The sequence below is a fragment of the Enterobacter sp. GER_MD16_1505_Eko_090 genome, from assembly GCF_003331015.1.
GTDB lineage: Bacteria > Pseudomonadota > Gammaproteobacteria > Enterobacterales > Enterobacteriaceae > Enterobacter > Enterobacter roggenkampii.
On record NZ_PUQF01000027.1, the window covers coordinates 29685 to 45227 of the forward strand.

15 protein-coding genes are annotated in these 15543 nt (G+C 57.8%); 3 read left to right on the forward strand and 12 right to left on the reverse strand.

Annotated elements, in window-relative coordinates:
• Positions 1 to 40: 40 nt before the first annotated feature.
• From nqrM to C6A40_RS22840, 7 genes are read right to left on the reverse strand one after another with little or no spacing between them, the layout of a single operon-like run.
• Entirely contained in the window at positions 41 to 244 is a 204-nt protein-coding gene (gene nqrM / locus C6A40_RS22810; protein WP_032664049.1) for a (Na+)-NQR maturation NqrM, read from the reverse strand.
• On the reverse strand, positions 244 to 1467 hold the full coding sequence (gene nqrF, locus C6A40_RS22815) for an NADH:ubiquinone reductase (Na(+)-transporting) subunit F (RefSeq protein ID WP_045335363.1): 1224 nt from the start codon (positions 1465 to 1467) through the stop codon (positions 244 to 246). Before nqrF ends, nqrM begins: the two co-directional genes overlap by 1 nt.
• Before the next feature lie 10 nt (positions 1468 to 1477).
• Positions 1478 to 2074: an NADH:ubiquinone reductase (Na(+)-transporting) subunit E gene (nqrE, locus tag C6A40_RS22820; RefSeq protein ID WP_008500255.1), complete on the reverse strand. Its 597-nt coding sequence runs from the start codon at positions 2072 to 2074 to the stop codon at positions 1478 to 1480.
• A gap of 6 nt (positions 2075 to 2080) precedes the next feature.
• Positions 2081 to 2719 carry an NADH:ubiquinone reductase (Na(+)-transporting) subunit D gene (locus tag C6A40_RS22825; protein ID WP_045335362.1) on the reverse strand — a complete coding sequence of 213 codons (639 nt, stop codon included), beginning with the start codon at positions 2717 to 2719 and terminating at the stop codon, positions 2081 to 2083.
• Positions 2712 to 3506, reverse strand: coding sequence for a Na(+)-translocating NADH-quinone reductase subunit C (locus C6A40_RS22830; RefSeq protein WP_023293210.1), 795 nt, complete (start codon positions 3504 to 3506; stop codon positions 2712 to 2714). Before C6A40_RS22830 ends, C6A40_RS22825 begins: the two co-directional genes overlap by 8 nt.
• Positions 3499 to 4734 (reverse strand): NADH:ubiquinone reductase (Na(+)-transporting) subunit B, encoded by a 1236-nt coding sequence (locus C6A40_RS22835; RefSeq protein ID WP_045335361.1) that lies wholly within the window; start codon positions 4732 to 4734, stop codon positions 3499 to 3501. Before C6A40_RS22835 ends, C6A40_RS22830 begins: the two co-directional genes overlap by 8 nt.
• Before the next feature lie 3 nt (positions 4735 to 4737).
• The gene (locus C6A40_RS22840; protein WP_023326742.1) at positions 4738 to 6081 is read right to left on the reverse strand and encodes a Na(+)-translocating NADH-quinone reductase subunit A; all 1344 of its coding nucleotides are present in this window, start codon (positions 6079 to 6081) and stop codon (positions 4738 to 4740) included.
• A gap of 298 nt (positions 6082 to 6379) precedes the next feature.
• On the opposite strand from C6A40_RS22840, the gene dpaA reads away from it, so the two are divergent.
• Positions 6380 to 7120 (forward strand): peptidoglycan meso-diaminopimelic acid protein amidase, encoded by a 741-nt coding sequence (gene dpaA / locus C6A40_RS22845; protein WP_008500261.1) that lies wholly within the window; start codon positions 6380 to 6382, stop codon positions 7118 to 7120.
• Here dpaA and C6A40_RS22850 read toward each other — a convergent pair.
• Together C6A40_RS22850 and lpcA are read right to left on the reverse strand one after the other, a co-directional pair.
• Positions 7091 to 7858 (reverse strand): class II glutamine amidotransferase, encoded by a 768-nt coding sequence (locus tag C6A40_RS22850; protein WP_008500262.1) that lies wholly within the window; start codon positions 7856 to 7858, stop codon positions 7091 to 7093. The two genes, dpaA and C6A40_RS22850, sit on opposite strands and share 30 nt — an antisense overlap.
• 46 nt (positions 7859 to 7904) lie before the next feature.
• Complete coding sequence (gene lpcA / locus C6A40_RS22855; protein ID WP_008500263.1) at positions 7905 to 8483, reverse strand: D-sedoheptulose 7-phosphate isomerase; 579 nt, start codon at positions 8481 to 8483, stop codon at positions 7905 to 7907.
• Positions 8484 to 8722: 239 nt separating this feature from the next.
• On the opposite strand from lpcA, the gene fadE reads away from it, so the two are divergent.
• Together fadE and C6A40_RS22865 are read left to right on the forward strand one after the other, a co-directional pair.
• A complete protein-coding gene (gene fadE, locus C6A40_RS22860; RefSeq protein ID WP_008500264.1) occupies positions 8723 to 11167 on the forward strand; it encodes an acyl-CoA dehydrogenase FadE in 2445 nt (814 codons plus the stop codon).
• Between the two features lie 108 nt (positions 11168 to 11275).
• Positions 11276 to 12046 carry an amidohydrolase gene (locus C6A40_RS22865; RefSeq protein WP_045335360.1) on the forward strand — a complete coding sequence of 257 codons (771 nt, stop codon included), beginning with the start codon at positions 11276 to 11278 and terminating at the stop codon, positions 12044 to 12046.
• A 56-nt stretch (positions 12047 to 12102) separates the two neighbouring features.
• On the opposite strand, the gene C6A40_RS22870 is transcribed toward C6A40_RS22865, so the two are convergent.
• Genes C6A40_RS22870 through C6A40_RS22880 form a run of 3 tightly spaced genes read right to left on the reverse strand, consistent with a single transcriptional unit; the run spans position 12103 to position 15533 of the window.
• Positions 12103 to 13704 (reverse strand): gamma-glutamyltransferase family protein, encoded by a 1602-nt coding sequence (locus C6A40_RS22870; protein WP_045335359.1) that lies wholly within the window; start codon positions 13702 to 13704, stop codon positions 12103 to 12105.
• A gap of 9 nt (positions 13705 to 13713) precedes the next feature.
• Positions 13714 to 14589, reverse strand: a complete 876-nt coding sequence (locus C6A40_RS22875) for an ABC transporter permease (protein ID WP_021242873.1) — start codon at positions 14587 to 14589, stop codon at positions 13714 to 13716.
• A gap of 2 nt (positions 14590 to 14591) precedes the next feature.
• Positions 14592 to 15533 carry an ABC transporter permease gene (locus tag C6A40_RS22880; protein WP_008500268.1) on the reverse strand — a complete coding sequence of 314 codons (942 nt, stop codon included), beginning with the start codon at positions 15531 to 15533 and terminating at the stop codon, positions 14592 to 14594.
• Positions 15534 to 15543: the final 10 nt, after the last annotated feature.

The following is a 15543-nucleotide window of genomic DNA, read 5'->3' on the forward strand; positions in this document are numbered from 1 at the left end:
ATGCCGGGTGGCGGCGTTGCCTTACCCGGCCTACAAAAACTTAAATAATGCGCTGCTGCTCGCGCGCCATGCGTTTTTTGCGGGCCTCGCACGGTTCCGGGCAGTCGCAGACCTTCTCCATACCAATGGAGGAAATACCGCCGCAGCTGCCCTGAATGCTTTTCCGCTTAACGATCCAGCCTAACGACATGCCGAAAATGACAAGCACAAAAACCACAAAGGTTGCCAGAAACGTCAGCATCATCAGCCTCCAAAGTCATCGAGCATGATGTTCTCATCTTCGACGCCGAGATCTTTCAGCATCTTAATCACGGCGGCGTTCATCATCGGCGGACCACACATATAGAACTCGCAGTCCTCAGGAGCCGGGTGCTGCTTGAGGTAGTTTTCATACAGCACGTTGTGGATGAACCCCGTATAGCCCGTCCAGTTATCTTCCGGCTGCGGATCGGAGAGCGCCACGTGGAAGGTAAAGTTCGGGTTTTCACGCGCCAGCTGTTCAAATTCATCATCGTAGAACATCTCACGCAGCGAACGCGCCCCGTACCAGAAGCTGATTTTACGCTTGCTGCCGAGCCGCTTGAACTGGTCAAAGATGTGCGAGCGCATCGGGGCCATGCCGGCACCGCCGCCGATAAAGACCATTTCCGCGTCGGTATCTTTCGCGAAGAACTCCCCGAACGGGCCGGAGATGGTCACCTTATCGCCCGGCTTCAGGGACCAGATGTATGATGACATCACGCCCGGCGGCGCATCCGGCACATTCGGTGGCGGCGTGGCGATACGCACGTTGAGCATGATAATGCCCTTCTCTTCCGGGTAGTTGGCCATCGAGTAGGCGCGCAGCGTCGGCTCTTTCACTTCAGATACAAAGCGGAAGAGATTGAATTTGTCCCAGTCGGCGCGGTACGCCTGCGGAACGTCAAAGTCCGCATACGCCACGGTATGCTCAGGGCACTCAATCTGAATGTATCCTCCGGCGCGGAACGGGACATCTTCCCCTTCCGGCACCCGCAGCTTCAGCTCTTTGATAAAGGTAGCTTTGTTATCATTAGAGATAACTTCACATTCCCATTTTTTGACGCCGAAAATCTCTTCCGGCAGTTCAATCTTCATGTTCTGACGCACTGCGACCTGACAGGCCAGACGGCAGCCCTCTTTTGCCTCACGCTTTGTGATATGCGACAGCTCGGTGGGCAGAATATCGCCGCCACCCTCTTTTACCGTCACGCGGCACTGTCCGCAGGAGCCGCCGCCGCCGCAGGCCGAGGAGACAAAAATTCCGTTACCGGAGAGCGTGTTGAGCAGTTTATCTCCCGCAGGCGTGCGGATCTGATTCTGCGGATCGTCGTTAATATCAATCACCACGTCGCCGGAATTCACCAGCTTCGCCCGCGCCGCCAGAATGAGCCCTGACAGCACCAGTACAATCAGCGTGAACATCACCACGCCAAGAATAATTTCCATCTGTAAGCCCTTATAGCTGCACGCCGGAGAAGGACATAAAGCCCAGTGCCATCAACCCGGTGGTAATAAAGGTGATCCCTAAGCCACGCAGGCCTGCAGGCACGTTGGCATATTTCATTTTTTCGCGGATCCCCGCCATGGTGACAATCGCCAGCATCCAGCCGATGCCGGAGCCGAAACCGTACACCACGGATTCACTGAAGTTGTAATCACGCTGAACCATAAACGAGACGCCGCCGAAGATGGCGCAGTTCACCGCGATCAGCGGCAGGAAGATCCCCAGCGCGTTGTACAGCGACGGGAAGTACTTATCGAGGATCATCTCCAGGATTTGCACCAGCGCGGCAATCACGCCAATAAAGGTGATGAAGTTCAGGAAGCTGAGGTCAACCCCTTCCACCAGCGCGCCGTCCCGCAGCACAAAGTTGTAGACCAGATTGTTAATCGGTACAGATAAGCCAAGCACCACGGTGACCGCGATACCCAGCCCAAATGCCGTCGACACTTTTTTGGACACCGCAAGGAACGTACACATGCCGAGGAAAAACGCGAGCGCCATGTTTTCAACAAACACCGCGCGCACAAACAAACTCAGGTAATGAGCCATCGTCGGTTACTCCTTTTCCTGCTGTTCTGGTCTCAAGGTACGAATCAGCCAGATCAACAAACCGATAATGAAAAATGCGCTGGGAGCCAGCAGGAACAGGCCGTTTGGCAGATACCATCCACCGTTTTGCACCGTGTTCAGCACCGTGATGCCAAACAGCTTACCGCTGCCAATCAGCTCACGCAGGAAGCCAACGGTCAGCAGGATCACACCGTAGCCGAGGCCGTTACCGATTCCGTCCATAAAACTCGCCAGCGGCGGCATTTTCATGGCGTAGGCTTCCGCACGCCCCATCACAATACAGTTGGTGATGATCAGCCCGACAAACACCGAGAGCTGTTTGGAGGTTTCATAGGCGAAGGCGCGCAGCAGCTGATCGACCACGATCACCAGCGAGGCGATGATCGCCATCTGCACGATGATCCTCACGCTGTTGGGAATGTGGTGGCGGATCATCGAGATAAACATGCTCGAAAATGCCGTGACCAGCGTGACCGCCAGCGTCATCACCACCGCCGTTTCCAGCTTGGTCGTCACCGCCAGGGCTGAACAGACGCCCAGCACCTGCAGCGTGATCGGGTTATTGGCCAGCAATGGGCCAATGAGCACCTTTTTGACTTCTTTCAGTTCACCGGTATCAGCCATTGTTCAGCGCTCCTTCACGTACGTTTTTCAGGAAAGGACCAAAACCCAGCTCGCCCATCCAGAAATCAAAACTGTGCTGCACGCCTTTGGAGGTGAGCGTGGCGCCGGACAGCCCGTCGACGGCGTAGTCGTCACCGGGACGTGCCGCCCCTTTCATCACCTTCAGCGCAGGCAGACCGTTATCGTCGAGCACTTTCTTACCGATAAACTGTGCCCGCCAGTTCGGGTTTTCTACTTCGCCACCCAGCCCCGGCGTTTCGCCCTGGTCGTAATACGTAATGCCTTTTACGGTACGGCCATCCGTATCAAGCGCCACAAAGGCATACATCATTGACCACAGGCCGTTGCCGTAGACAGGAAGCACCACTTCCTGAATGCGTTTTTGGGGGTCACGCACCAGATAAATTTCGGCGAGATTGCTGCGGCGCTTAATCCCGGCGGGATCTTGCGATGCCTCGAGCGTCAGGCTCATCTGCGGATCTTTCAGCGCCAGCGCCTGGTTATACTTCGCCGGATCTTTATCCAACAACTGGCCGGTTTTCAAATCCACCAGACGCGGTGAAATACGCTCCGCAAATACCGCCGAGACGTCGTCTGCACTCATCCCTTCCTGCATCAACCCGGCCACGGCCAGTATGTTGCGCTGTTTATCCAGCGCACGTTGCGCCTGCTGCAGGGGTTTTAACCCCACGGCAGAGCCGGCCACGACAATCGAACAGACCAGACAGAGCACCAGCACCACCAGCAGCGTTTTGCTGATACTGTCGTTATTTTTAACTTCAGCCACGCGCCTTCCTCCGCTTAATGTTGGCCCGCACCACCAGGTAATCGAAGAGTGGCGCAAACAGGTTGGCAAAAAGAATGGCCAGCATCATTCCTTCCGGGTACGCCGGGTTGACCACGCGGATCAGGACACACATCGCGCCAATGAGCACGCCATAGCTCCATTTACCTTTGTCCGTAAACGAGGCTGAGACGGGGTCGGTTGCCATGAACATCATGCCAAACGCGAAGCCACCCAGTACCAGATGCCAGTACCAGGGCATGGAGAACATTGGGTTTGTGGTCGAACCGATAACGTTGAACATCGTTGCGGTCAGCACCATGCCGATCATCACGCCCGCCACAATTCGCCAGGAGGCCACGCGCCCAAACAGGATGATCGCTCCACCAATCAAAATCATCAGCGTTGAAACTTCACCAATGGAACCCGGAATATTGCCAATAAAGGCATCAAACCAGGTTACAGGCTGACCCGTCGCGTTGTTCACCAGCGTTTCGCCGCCGTGTGCCGCCCACTGTGAAAGCGGCGTCGCGCCGGAAAAACCGTCAGCCGCCGTCCAGACCAGGTCGCCGGAGATTTGCGCCGGATAGGCAAAGAAGAGGAACGCACGCCCCGCCAGCGCCGGGTTAAGGAAGTTCCGCCCGGTGCCGCCGAAGATCTCTTTAGCAATGACCACGCCAAAGCTGATGCCCAGCGCTGCCTGCCAGAGCGGTATCGTCGGGGGAACAATCAGGGCAAACAGAATAGAGGTCACGAAGAAGCCTTCGTTGATCTCATGTTTACGGATGATGGCAAACAGCACTTCCCAGAAGCCGCCCACGATAAAGACCGTGATGTAAATCGGCAGGAAGAACACCGCCCCCAGCGTCATCATGCTCACCCAGCCCGCGTCTGGCGCAAAGCTCACCCCTAACGACTGGGCCAGACGGTAGTGCCAGTCAGACTGAAGCACCTGCGCCAGCTGCTGCGCATCGTACATGTGGTGCAGCGCCGGAATGGTCTGCAGACCGACGTTGTACATCCCCCAGAACATCGCCGGGAAGACCGCAAACCACACCAGGATCATCATCCGCTTAAGGTCGATGGCGTCACGGACGTGCGCCGCTCCTTTCGTCACCAGCCCCGGCGTGTAGAAAATGGTCGCCGTGGCTTCATACAGCGGGTAGTACTTTTTGAGCTTCCCTTCGGTAAAGTGCGGCTCAATTTTTTCAAAGAGGTGTTTTAAGCCCATCGGTTATCCTTCCTGCTCAATGCGGGTTAACACCTCGCGCAATACCGGTCCATATTCGTATTTTCCCGGACAGACATAGGTACAGAGCGCCAGATCTTCTTCGTCCAGTTCCAGACAGCCCAGCGCCTGCGCGCTGTCGGTATCGCCAGCGAGCAGATCGCGCAACAGCATGGTCGGCAGAATATCCAGCGGCATGACGCGCTCGTAGTTGCCAATCGGGACCATAGCGCGCTCGCCGCCGTGCGTACTGGTCGAGAAGCTAAACAGCTTATTACGCAGGAAGTGCCCCAGCGTGGTACGGGTGACGGAGTATTTTTCCGCACCGGGCAGCACCCAGCCGAACAGCTCTTTCTCGCGGCCTTCCTGCACAATGCTGACCTGCAAATGGAAACGTCCCAGATAGGCGTGCGCCTGCACGGCATGGCGGCCACTGAGGACCGAACCGGAAATCAGCCGGTTTTCGCCTGCCTTGGTTTCTTCGTTCAGCAGTTCATTGATATCCGCGCCAATCAGCGTCTTCACCAGACGCGGGTTTGCAGCCTGCGGCCCACCGATGGCGATGATGCGTTCCGCGCACAGCTCTCCGGAGGTGAAGAGCGTACCGATGGCGATGACGTCCTGATAATTAAGATGCCAGACCTGTTTCGTCAGGCTCACCGGCTCAAGGAAATGGATGTGCGTCCCGACCAGACCCGCCGGATGCGGGCCAGCAAACTCATTAAACGTGACCTGCCCCTGAGGATGACCGCCAAGCTTGCCGCCACCGGCCTGGCAAACGTGGACTTTTCCCGACGTCAGACGGGTTAAAACGGTAAGCCCGGCATCAAAGGCTTTGCGCTGTGCCAGGATAACCGGCTGCGGATCCACGCTGAGCGGATTGGTATCCATTGCCGTGACGAAAATCGCGGCCGGTTCCGTGCCGGGAACCGGGGATTTACTGAAGGGACGCGTGCGAAGCGCGGTCCATAAACCGGACGCCAGAAGCTGAGCCTGAACAGCCTCACGGCTCAGCGACGCGAGGTCTGCGGCATCGTAACGGGCGAATTCACGCTGTTCATCGCCTTCAATGCGGATCACCACCGACTGCAGAACGCGCCGTTCGCCACGGTTGATCGCCACAACGGTGCCGCTCGCGGGGGCTGTAAACATCACGCCGGGATTTTTTTTGTCCTCAAAGAGCGCCTGGCCTTTGATCACGCGATCGCCTTCCTGTACCAACATCGAAGGACGCATTCCCAGGTAGTCGTCGCCCACAATGGCGACATGACGGACACTTGCGCCTGTCGAAACGTGCTGCGCGGGCACGCCTGCAATCGGCAGATCAAGTCCTTTTTTGATTTTAAACATGTGGTTAGCAGGTTTCCATGAACAACAATCCAGTGGCCGCGAAGTGTAACATTTTCCCCTTCTCGCGGGCAGCGAATCCGCCGTCGCGCGCGCCAAATTGCGAACTAATGCGCAAAGTTCCTGGAGCTATCGCGATTTTGATGGTTTATAAAGTAAAACTAATTTGTAAACTCACCGCCCGGCTCTTGCGAAAATCTATAGCGGTGCTAATGTGAGCGCTCCTAACAGAATAATCTGATTTCGGGTCTCTTTTGCCGTCCTGGCAAGTTGGTCATGGTTTTATCAAGGAACTAGTAGTATGCGTAAAATCGCATTGTTCATTGCGATGCTTCTGATTCCGTGCATGTCGTTTGCCGGACTGCTCAGCAGTAATAGCTCAACGACGCCGATCAGCAAAGAATATAAACAGCAGTTAATGGGATCGCCGGTTTATATTCAGATCTTCAAGGAAGAACGCACTCTCGATCTGTTTGTAAAAATGGGTGAGACGTATCAGCTGCTTGATAGCTACAAAATATGTAACTACTCCGGTGGATTAGGGCCAAAACAGCGTCAGGGCGATTTCAAAAGTCCGGAAGGGTTTTACAACGTTCAGCGTAGCCAGCTCAAACCAGACAGCCGTTTCTATAAAGCCATCAATATCGGTTTCCCGAATGCCTATGACCGTGCACACGGTTATGAAGGTAAATACCTGATGATCCACGGTGCCTGCGTGTCTATCGGCTGCTACGCGATGACCGATTCCGGCATTGATGAGATTTTCCAGTTTGTCACCGGCGCGTTGGTCTTTGGTCAGCCAAACGTTCAGGTCAGCATCTATCCGTTCCGCATGACGGATGCCAACATGGCGCGTCACAAGTATTCGTACTACGCGGATTTCTGGAAACAGCTGAAACCCGGCTATGACTACTTCGAGCAGACTCACAAGCCGCCTGTTGTCTCGGTTGTGGATGGCCGTTACGTGGTCAGCAAGCCGCTGAGCCACGAAGTTGTCCATCCACAGCTGGCGTCAAATTACACGGTCCCCGAGACAAAATAGCACCCACTCGCCTGGCATAATCTTTTGCCAGGTTTCGTTGCCCGTCAGCGGCTGCGTTGCAATAACAGTGACCACATCGTTCGGTGTGGTCTCCTTCTGAAAGTCTATCTCCACATCCTGATCGAGCAGCGTTGCCACGCCAAACGGCGCACGGCGGGTGATCCAGAACAAATTCGTCGAGCAGAACGCCATCACATAGCGGCCATCAGAGAGCAGCATGTTGAACACGCCTTTTTCGCGTAGCTCGGTCGCCAGCGTTGCGATGTATTTAAACACGGCAGCCATGTTGCCTGGCGTGCGGGGATAGCGCTCCGTCAGCTTGTGCAGCAGCCAGCAAAAGGCTTTTTCACTGTCGGTTTCGCCTACCGGGCGGAAATTGCCCGTCTCCAGCGACTTATAGCCCGTAAGTTGCCCGTTGTGCGCGTAGGTCCAGTTTCGGCCCCACAGTTCCCGGGTAAACGGATGGGTATTTTCCAGCGCCACTTCGCCACGGTTAGCCTGGCGAATATGGGCGATCACCGAGCGGGACTTGATAGGATAGTCCTGCACCAGTTTGGCAATCGGTGAGTTAAAGCTGGGCTGTGGATCTTTGAACGTGCGACACCCTTTACCTTCGTAGAAGGTGATGCCCCAGCCGTCTTTATGCGGCCCGGTTCCTCCACCGCGCTGCACCAGCCCGGTGAAACTAAAGCAGATATCGGTTGGCACATTGGCGCTCATCCCGAGCAGTTCGCACATACAACACCTCCACAACAGCGGGGGCAAGAATGCCCCCAGCGAAGTCTTACTTAGCCATCTCTTTTTCGATCAGCTGGATCAGGATGTGGATCACTTTGATGTGAATTTCCTGAATGCGGTCAGCATAACCGAAGTGCGGAACGCGAATTTCAACATCCGCCGTACCGTCCATCTTACCGCCATCTTTGCCCGTCAGGGTGATGACTTTCATCCCTTTTTCACGTGCAGCAGTAATCGCTTTGATCACGTTGCCGGAGTTGCCGGAGGTAGAGATCCCCAGCAGCACATCGCCTTCACGGCCTACCGCTTCAACGTAGCGGGAGAAGATGTGGTCGTAACCGAAGTCGTTGCCTACGCAGGAGATGTGGCTCACGTCGGAAATCGCAATCGCCGGGTAGCCAGGACGGTTTTCGCGATAGCGTCCGGTCAGCTCTTCTGCGAAGTGCATCGCGTCACAGTGAGAGCCGCCGTTACCGCAGGAGAGCACTTTGCCACCCGCTTTGAAGCTGTCGGCCAGCAGGACCGCCGCGCGCTGAATAGCGTGAATATTGGCATCATCTTTCAGAAAGTTCGCCAGCGTTTCCGCCGCTTCGTTCAGTTCGTTACGAATAAGATCCTGGTACATGAGGATAATCCTTCAGTATTGATGAAATAACACAGTGGAGTGTACCGGATAGCGGGAAAAGCGAGAAGCTAAAGCCATGCGAAACGTCCGGCGTTTTGCTTTTTCGTGCCGGGTAAAACGCGAACAATGTGAACCAGGTTGTAATTATTTTGTAAACACATTGCTAAAGGAAATAACATCAACTACAACCATATCATCACAAGTGGTCAGACCTCCTACAAGCAAGGGAGCTTTTCTTTATGATGATTTTGAGCATTCTCGCAACCGTTGTTCTGCTCGGTGTGTTGTTCTATCACCGCGTAAGTTTATTCCTGAGCAGCCTGATTCTTCTGGCCTGGACGGCTGCGCTTGGCGTCGCAGGTCTCTGGACTATCTGGCTTTTAGTCCCTCTTGCCATCATCCTTCTGCCGTTTAACTTTGCCCCGATGCGTAAATCAATGATTTCTGCACCGGTGTTCAAAGGCTTCCGCAAGGTGATGCCGCCCATGTCGCGTACTGAAAAAGAGGCGATTGATGCGGGCACCACCTGGTGGGAAGGCGACCTGTTCCAGGGCAATCCGGACTGGAAAAAGCTGCATAACTACCCGCAGCCGCGTCTGACCGCGGAAGAACAGGCGTTTATTGACGGCCCGGTAGAAGAAGCCTGCCGTATGGCGAACGACTTTGCCATCACCCATGAAATGGCCGACCTGCCGCCAGAGCTGTGGGCGTACCTGAAAGAGCATCGCTTCTTCGCGATGATCATTAAGAAAGAGTACGGCGGTCTGGAGTTCTCCGCCTACGCTCAGGCTCGCGTCCTGCAAAAGCTGGCAGGCGTTTCCGGCATCCTGGCGATTACCGTTGGCGTGCCTAACTCCTTAGGCCCGGGCGAACTGCTGCAGCATTACGGTACCGAAGAGCAAAAAGATCACTACCTGCCGCGTCTGGCACGCGGTCAGGAAATCCCTTGCTTCGCGCTGACCAGCCCGGAAGCAGGCTCCGATGCGGGCGCGATTCCGGATACCGGCGTGGTCTGCATGGGCGAGTGGCAGGGCGAGCAGGTGCTGGGCATGCGCCTGACCTGGAACAAGCGTTATATCACGCTGGCCCCTATCGCCACCGTGCTGGGTCTGGCCTTTAAGCTCTCTGACCCGGAAAGACTGCTGGGCGGCGAAGAAGATCTGGGCATTACCTGTGCGCTGATCCCAACCTCCACCCCAGGCGTTGAGATTGGTCGTCGTCACTTCCCATTGAACGTGCCGTTCCAGAACGGTCCAACCCGCGGCCAGGATATCTTTGTGCCGATTGATTACATCATCGGTGGTCCAAAAATGGCCGGTCAGGGCTGGCGTATGCTGGTGGAATGTCTGTCGGTGGGCCGCGGCATTACCCTGCCGTCGAACTCAACCGGCGGTCTGAAGTCGGTGGCGATGGGGATTGGTGCCTACGCGCACATCCGCCGTCAGTTCAAAATCTCCATCGGCAAGATGGAAGGTATCGAAGAGCCGCTGGCGCGTATCGCGGGCAACGCCTACGTAATGGACGCTGCCGCCACGCTGATTACCTACGGTATTATGCTGGGCGAAAAACCGGCCGTACTGTCGGCCATTGTGAAGTACCACTGTACCCACCGCGCGCAGCAGTCAATTATTGACGCGATGGATATCGCGGGCGGTAAAGGCATTATGCTCGGCGAAGGTAACTTCCTGGCGCGCGGCTATCAGGGCGCACCGATTGCCATCACCGTGGAAGGGGCAAACATCCTGACCCGCAGCATGATGATCTTCGGTCAGGGCGCAATTCGCTGCCATCCATACGTGCTGGAAGAGATGGCCGCGGCGCAGAACAACGACGTGGATGCCTTCGATAAGCTGCTGTTCAAACATATCGGTCACGTGGGCAGCAACAAGGTGCGCAGCTTCTGGCTGGGCCTGACGCGCGGCCTTACCAGCGCCACGCCGACCGGCGATGCAACCAAACGTTATTATCAGCATCTGAACCGTCTGAGCGCCAACCTGGCCCTGCTGTCCGACGTTTCCATGGCGGTACTGGGCGGCAGCCTGAAGCGTCGCGAACGTATCTCTGCCCGTCTGGGCGATGTGCTGAGCCAGATCTTCCTGGCCTCTGCGGTCCTGAAACGTTACGACGATGAAGGCCGTCAGGAAGCGGATCTGCCCCTGGTGCACTGGGGCGTACAGGATGCGTTGTATCAGGCTGAACAGGCGATTGACGATCTGCTGGCAAACTTCCCGAACCGCTTCGTGGCAGGCGCCCTGCGCGTGGTGATCTTCCCGACCGGTCGTCACCATCTGGCACCGTCCGACAGGCTGGACCACAAAGTGGCGAAGATCCTGCAGGTTCCGAGCGCAACCCGTTCCCGTATCGGTCGCGGTCAGTACCTGGCACCGACGCCGCATAACCCGGTGGGTCTGCTGGAAGAGGCACTGCTTGACGTGATGGCCGCCGATCCGATTCACCAGAAGATCTGTAAACAGCTGGGCAAAAACCTGCCGTTTACCCGTCTGGACGAACTGGCAAAACAGGCGCTGGCCGGTGGCATTATCAGTAAAGATGAGGCCGCTCTGCTGGTGAAAGCCGAAGAGAGCCGTCTGCGCAGCATTAACGTGGATGATTTCGAACCGGACGAGCTGGCGACGCAGCCGGTAAAGCTGCCGGAGAAGCACCGTAAACCTGAAGCGGCATAACGCGTTCCGCTTACCTAAACCCCGCCTCGCGCGGGGTTTTTTATTGCCACATTTTCTCGTTATGTCGTGCTACAGTGTCAAAAAGTGGTCGTTTGAGGAGCCTGTATCGTGCCTGGTCTGAAGATTTCTATTTTGCAGCAACCTTTAGTGTGGATGGATGGCCCCGCCAACCTGCGCCACTTCGATCGTCAACTCGAAGACATTACCGGGCGTGATGTGATTGTCCTGCCGGAAATGTTCACCACTGGCTTCGCCATGGAAGCGGCAAAACAGTCAATGCCGCAGGATGAGGTGGTCGCCTGGATGCATGCCAAAGCGCAGCAGACCAACGCGCTGATTGCCGGTAGCGCCGCGCTGCAAACGGAGCGCGGCCCGGTGAACCGCTTCCTGCTGGTCGAGCCGGAAGGAAAGGTGCATTTCTACGACAAGCGTCACCTGTTCCGTATGGCTGATGAGCACCACCACTATGAAGCCGGTAACGAACGCGTGGTGTTCGAGTGGCGCGGCTGGCGTATTCTGCCGCTGGTCTGCTACGACCTGCGCTTCCCGGTGTGGTCGCGTAACCGCAACGATTACGACCTTGCGCTGTATGTTGCCAACTGGCCTGCACCGCGCTCCCTGCACTGGCAGTCGCTGCTCGTGGCGCGCGCGATTGAGAACCAGGCGTACGTGGTGGGCTGCAACCGCGTGGGGACGGACGGCAACGGGCATCACTATCGCGGCGACAGCCGGGTGGTGAATCCGCAGGGCGAGATCATCGCCACCGCCGAGCCGCATCAGGCGACGCGCATTGATGCGGAGCTTTCGTTAACGGCGCTGAAGGAGTACCGGGAGAAGTTTCCGGCATGGCAGGATGCGGATCCTTTTAGCATTGGATGAATAAAAGCCGGGTGGCGGCTACGCCTTACCCGGCCTACCAATGTTGCTCGCTTCTTTTAACTCACCAACGCCTGCCCGTCTTTGCGGCTTTCCGTCGCGGCCACGTAGTGTCCTTCCGGCAGGCGGTAAATCACCTGCGCACCACCGAAGTTGTAATCCTGAAGGGGATCTTCCACCACAATTTGATGCCCGCGCTCGCGCAGCGCGGCAATCGTGTTGCGATCGAACGTCGATTCAACGATCACCTCCCTGCCCTGCACCACGCGCCAGCGCGGCGCATCGATTGCCGCCTGCGGGTTTTGCCCGTGCAGCATGATGCGCAGCGCCATCTGCATGTGCCCCTGCGCCTGCATCGGGCCGCCCATCACGCCGAAGGACATCAGCGGCTTGCCGTTGCCGTCCATCGCAAAGCCCGGAATGATGGTGTGGAACGGGCGCTTGCTCCCCGCCAGCGCGTTCGGGTGCTTCGGATCCAGCACAAAGCCGCAGCCCCGGTTTTGCAGGCTGATCCCGGTATCCGGCACCACAATGCCTGAACCGAAGCCCATATAGTTGGACTGAATAAACGAGACCATCATCCCGCTGGCGTCCGCGGTACTGATGTAGACCGTGCCGCTCTGCGTCGGGGAACCGTAGACAAAATCGGACGCGCTGTCGTGGTTGATCAGCGCCGCGCGTGACTTCAGGTAATGGTCGCTCAGCAGCTCTTTCGCCGCGAACGCCATGTGCTCTTCGTCTGCCACGTAGCGGTCGAGATCCGCCAGCGCCAGCTTCATTGCCTCGATAGAGAGATGCAGAGACTGCACGGAATCCGGATGATGCTTCTCAATGCCGCACTGCTCAAGAATGCCGAGCGCAATCAGCGTGGCGATCCCCTGCCCGTTTGGCGGCAGCTCCTGCACCGAGCCGCCCGCAAAGTCGCGTGACAGCAGTTCTACCCAGTCCACGCGGTGGTTGGCCAGATCCTCGGCCGTCAGGTGCGCGCCATGCTCTCTGGCGAAGGCGGCAATTTTCTGCGCCAGCTCACCGCGGTAAAAGGCTTCGCCGTTGGTGCGGGCAATCAGCTCAAGCGAGTTCGCCTGCGCCGGGTTACGGAAGATCTCCCCCACGCGCGGGGCGCGGCCTTCCGGCGCGAAGCAGGCGCTGAAGCCCGGCTGATCTTTCAGCTTGCTATAGCCGCGCTGCCAGAGATGCCCAATCAGCGGGGAGACCGGGAAGCCGTTGCGCGCGTAGTCAATGGCGGGCTGCGCCAGGGTGGTCAACGGCAGCGTGCCGAAGCGTTCCGCCAGGGCGACCCAGCCGGATACCGCCCCCGGCACGGTTACCGCGTCCCAGCCGATTTCCGGCACCGCGGTTTTTCCGGCAAACAGATCCGCGTGCCAGCTTGCAGGCGAACGACCTGAGGCGTTCAGGCCGTGCAGCTTTTCACCGTCCCAGACGATAGCAAAGGCGTCGCTGCCGATCCCGTTGCCGGTCGGCTCGACTACCGTCAGCGCCATCGCGGCGGCAATGGCGGCATCCACGGCATTTCCCCCCAGCTGCAGCATTTTCATTCCCGCCTGCGCCGCCAGCGGCTGAGACGTCGCAACGGCGTTATGGCCCAGCATCGGCGGGCGGCGTGAAGCGTAACCGGACGTAAAATCTAGCGCTTTGGTCATCATGACTCCTTAGTCATGGCGCGGATCGAGCGCATCGCGCAGCCCGTCGCCGAGTAAATTGAAGCCCTGCACGGCAAGGAAAATCGCCACGCCGGGGAAAATGGACATCCACGGGGCCTGCTCAAGAAAACCTTTGGCGGTGTTGAGCATGGAGCCCCAGGACGGATTGGGCGGCTGCTGTCCCAGCCCCAAAAACGACAGGCTGGCTTCAGCGATTATCGCCGAGGCAATCGCCAACGTGGCCTGCACCAGAATCGGCGACATCACGTTGGGCAGAACGTATTTGATGATGATCCAGCGATCCGGCAGGCCAATTGCCCGCGCGCCGTCGATGTACTCTTCGTTGCGAATGGCGATCACCTGGCCGCGCGTCAGGCGGGCGAAGATCGGCATCGCGGAAAGGCCGATGGCGATCATCGCGTTCGTCAGGCTCGGGCCCAAAAACGCCCCCAGCGCGATCGCCATGATCAGGAACGGGCAGGCCAGCAGCGCCTCGATCACGCGCGAGATGACGCCGTCCCACATCTTCTGGAAGTAACCCGCCACCAGCCCCAGCGGTACGCCGATAACCACGGCAATCACCACAGACATACAGCCCGCCATCAGCGAGGTGCGCGCCCCCCAGATAATGCGGGATAGGATGTCTCGCCCCAGCTCGTCGGTGCCGAACCAGTACATCGCCGACGGCGCTTTGCGCACCGCCAGGAAGTTGGCTTTGACCGGGTCGAACGGGGCGATCCACGGCGCCAGCAGCGCCACCAGCACAAAGAATCCCACCACTGCCGCGCCAATGACCGCGCTTTTATTGGCGAGGAATTTTTTCAATACCCGGTTTTGCGCCCGCGGCAGTGCGGGCGCAACGGTTTGTGTCGTCAGTTCCGCCATCGTTAGCCTCGCATTTTCGGGTTGATAAGGACGTAAAGCACGTCGGCCAGCAGGTTGAGCATCAGGAAGCCGATGGCGACGATCAGCACCACGCCCTGCACCACCGCGTAATCACGGTTAAATACCGAATCGACGATCATCTTGCCGAAGCCCGGAATGGTGAACACCTGCTCGGTCAGCACCGCGCCGCCCAGCAGTTCGCCAAACAGCAGCGTGGTGAGGGTAATCACCGGCACCAGCGCGTTACGAAAGGCGTGCTTTAAGATCACCGCCTTCGGCAGCAGCCCTTTCGCCCGCGCGGTGCGGATGTAGTCCGCCTTCAGTACCGCAATCATCGAGGCGCGGGTGTGGCGCATCAGCGTTGCCGCCAGGCCCGTTCCGAGCACGGACGCGGGCAGCAGCAGCGTGCGCAGGTTCTGGAGCGGATCTTCACTGAACGGCACGTAGCCGGACGCAGGGAGCCACTGCAGGTTTACCGAAAAGACCAGAATCAACAGGATCCCCAGCCAGAAGTGCGGGATCGAGATCCCCGAGATCGCCACGAAGTTCGCCCCGTGATCGACCCAGCTGTTTTTGTTCACCGCCGCGAGGATCCCCATGCTGATGCCAAACACCAGCGCGATAATCATCGCCAGCAGCGACAGCTCAAGCGTCACCGGTAGCTTGCTGGCAATCAGCTGCGTCACCGGCTCGTGCGTGCGTAAGGAGACGCCCAGATCGCCCTGCAGCGCCCGCGTCAGCCAGTGGAAATACTGCACCGGGATCGGGGCATCGAGGTTCAGCTCCGCACGCAGCTGAGCGATGACCGCCGGGTCGCGCTCCTCGCCTGCCATGGCGATCAGCGGGTCGCCGGGCAGCAGCTTTTGCAGCCCAAACACCATCATGCTCACCAGCAACAGCGTCGGGACGGCCAGCAGCAGACGTTTGCAAATAAGTTCCAGCATGGGCTCTCCT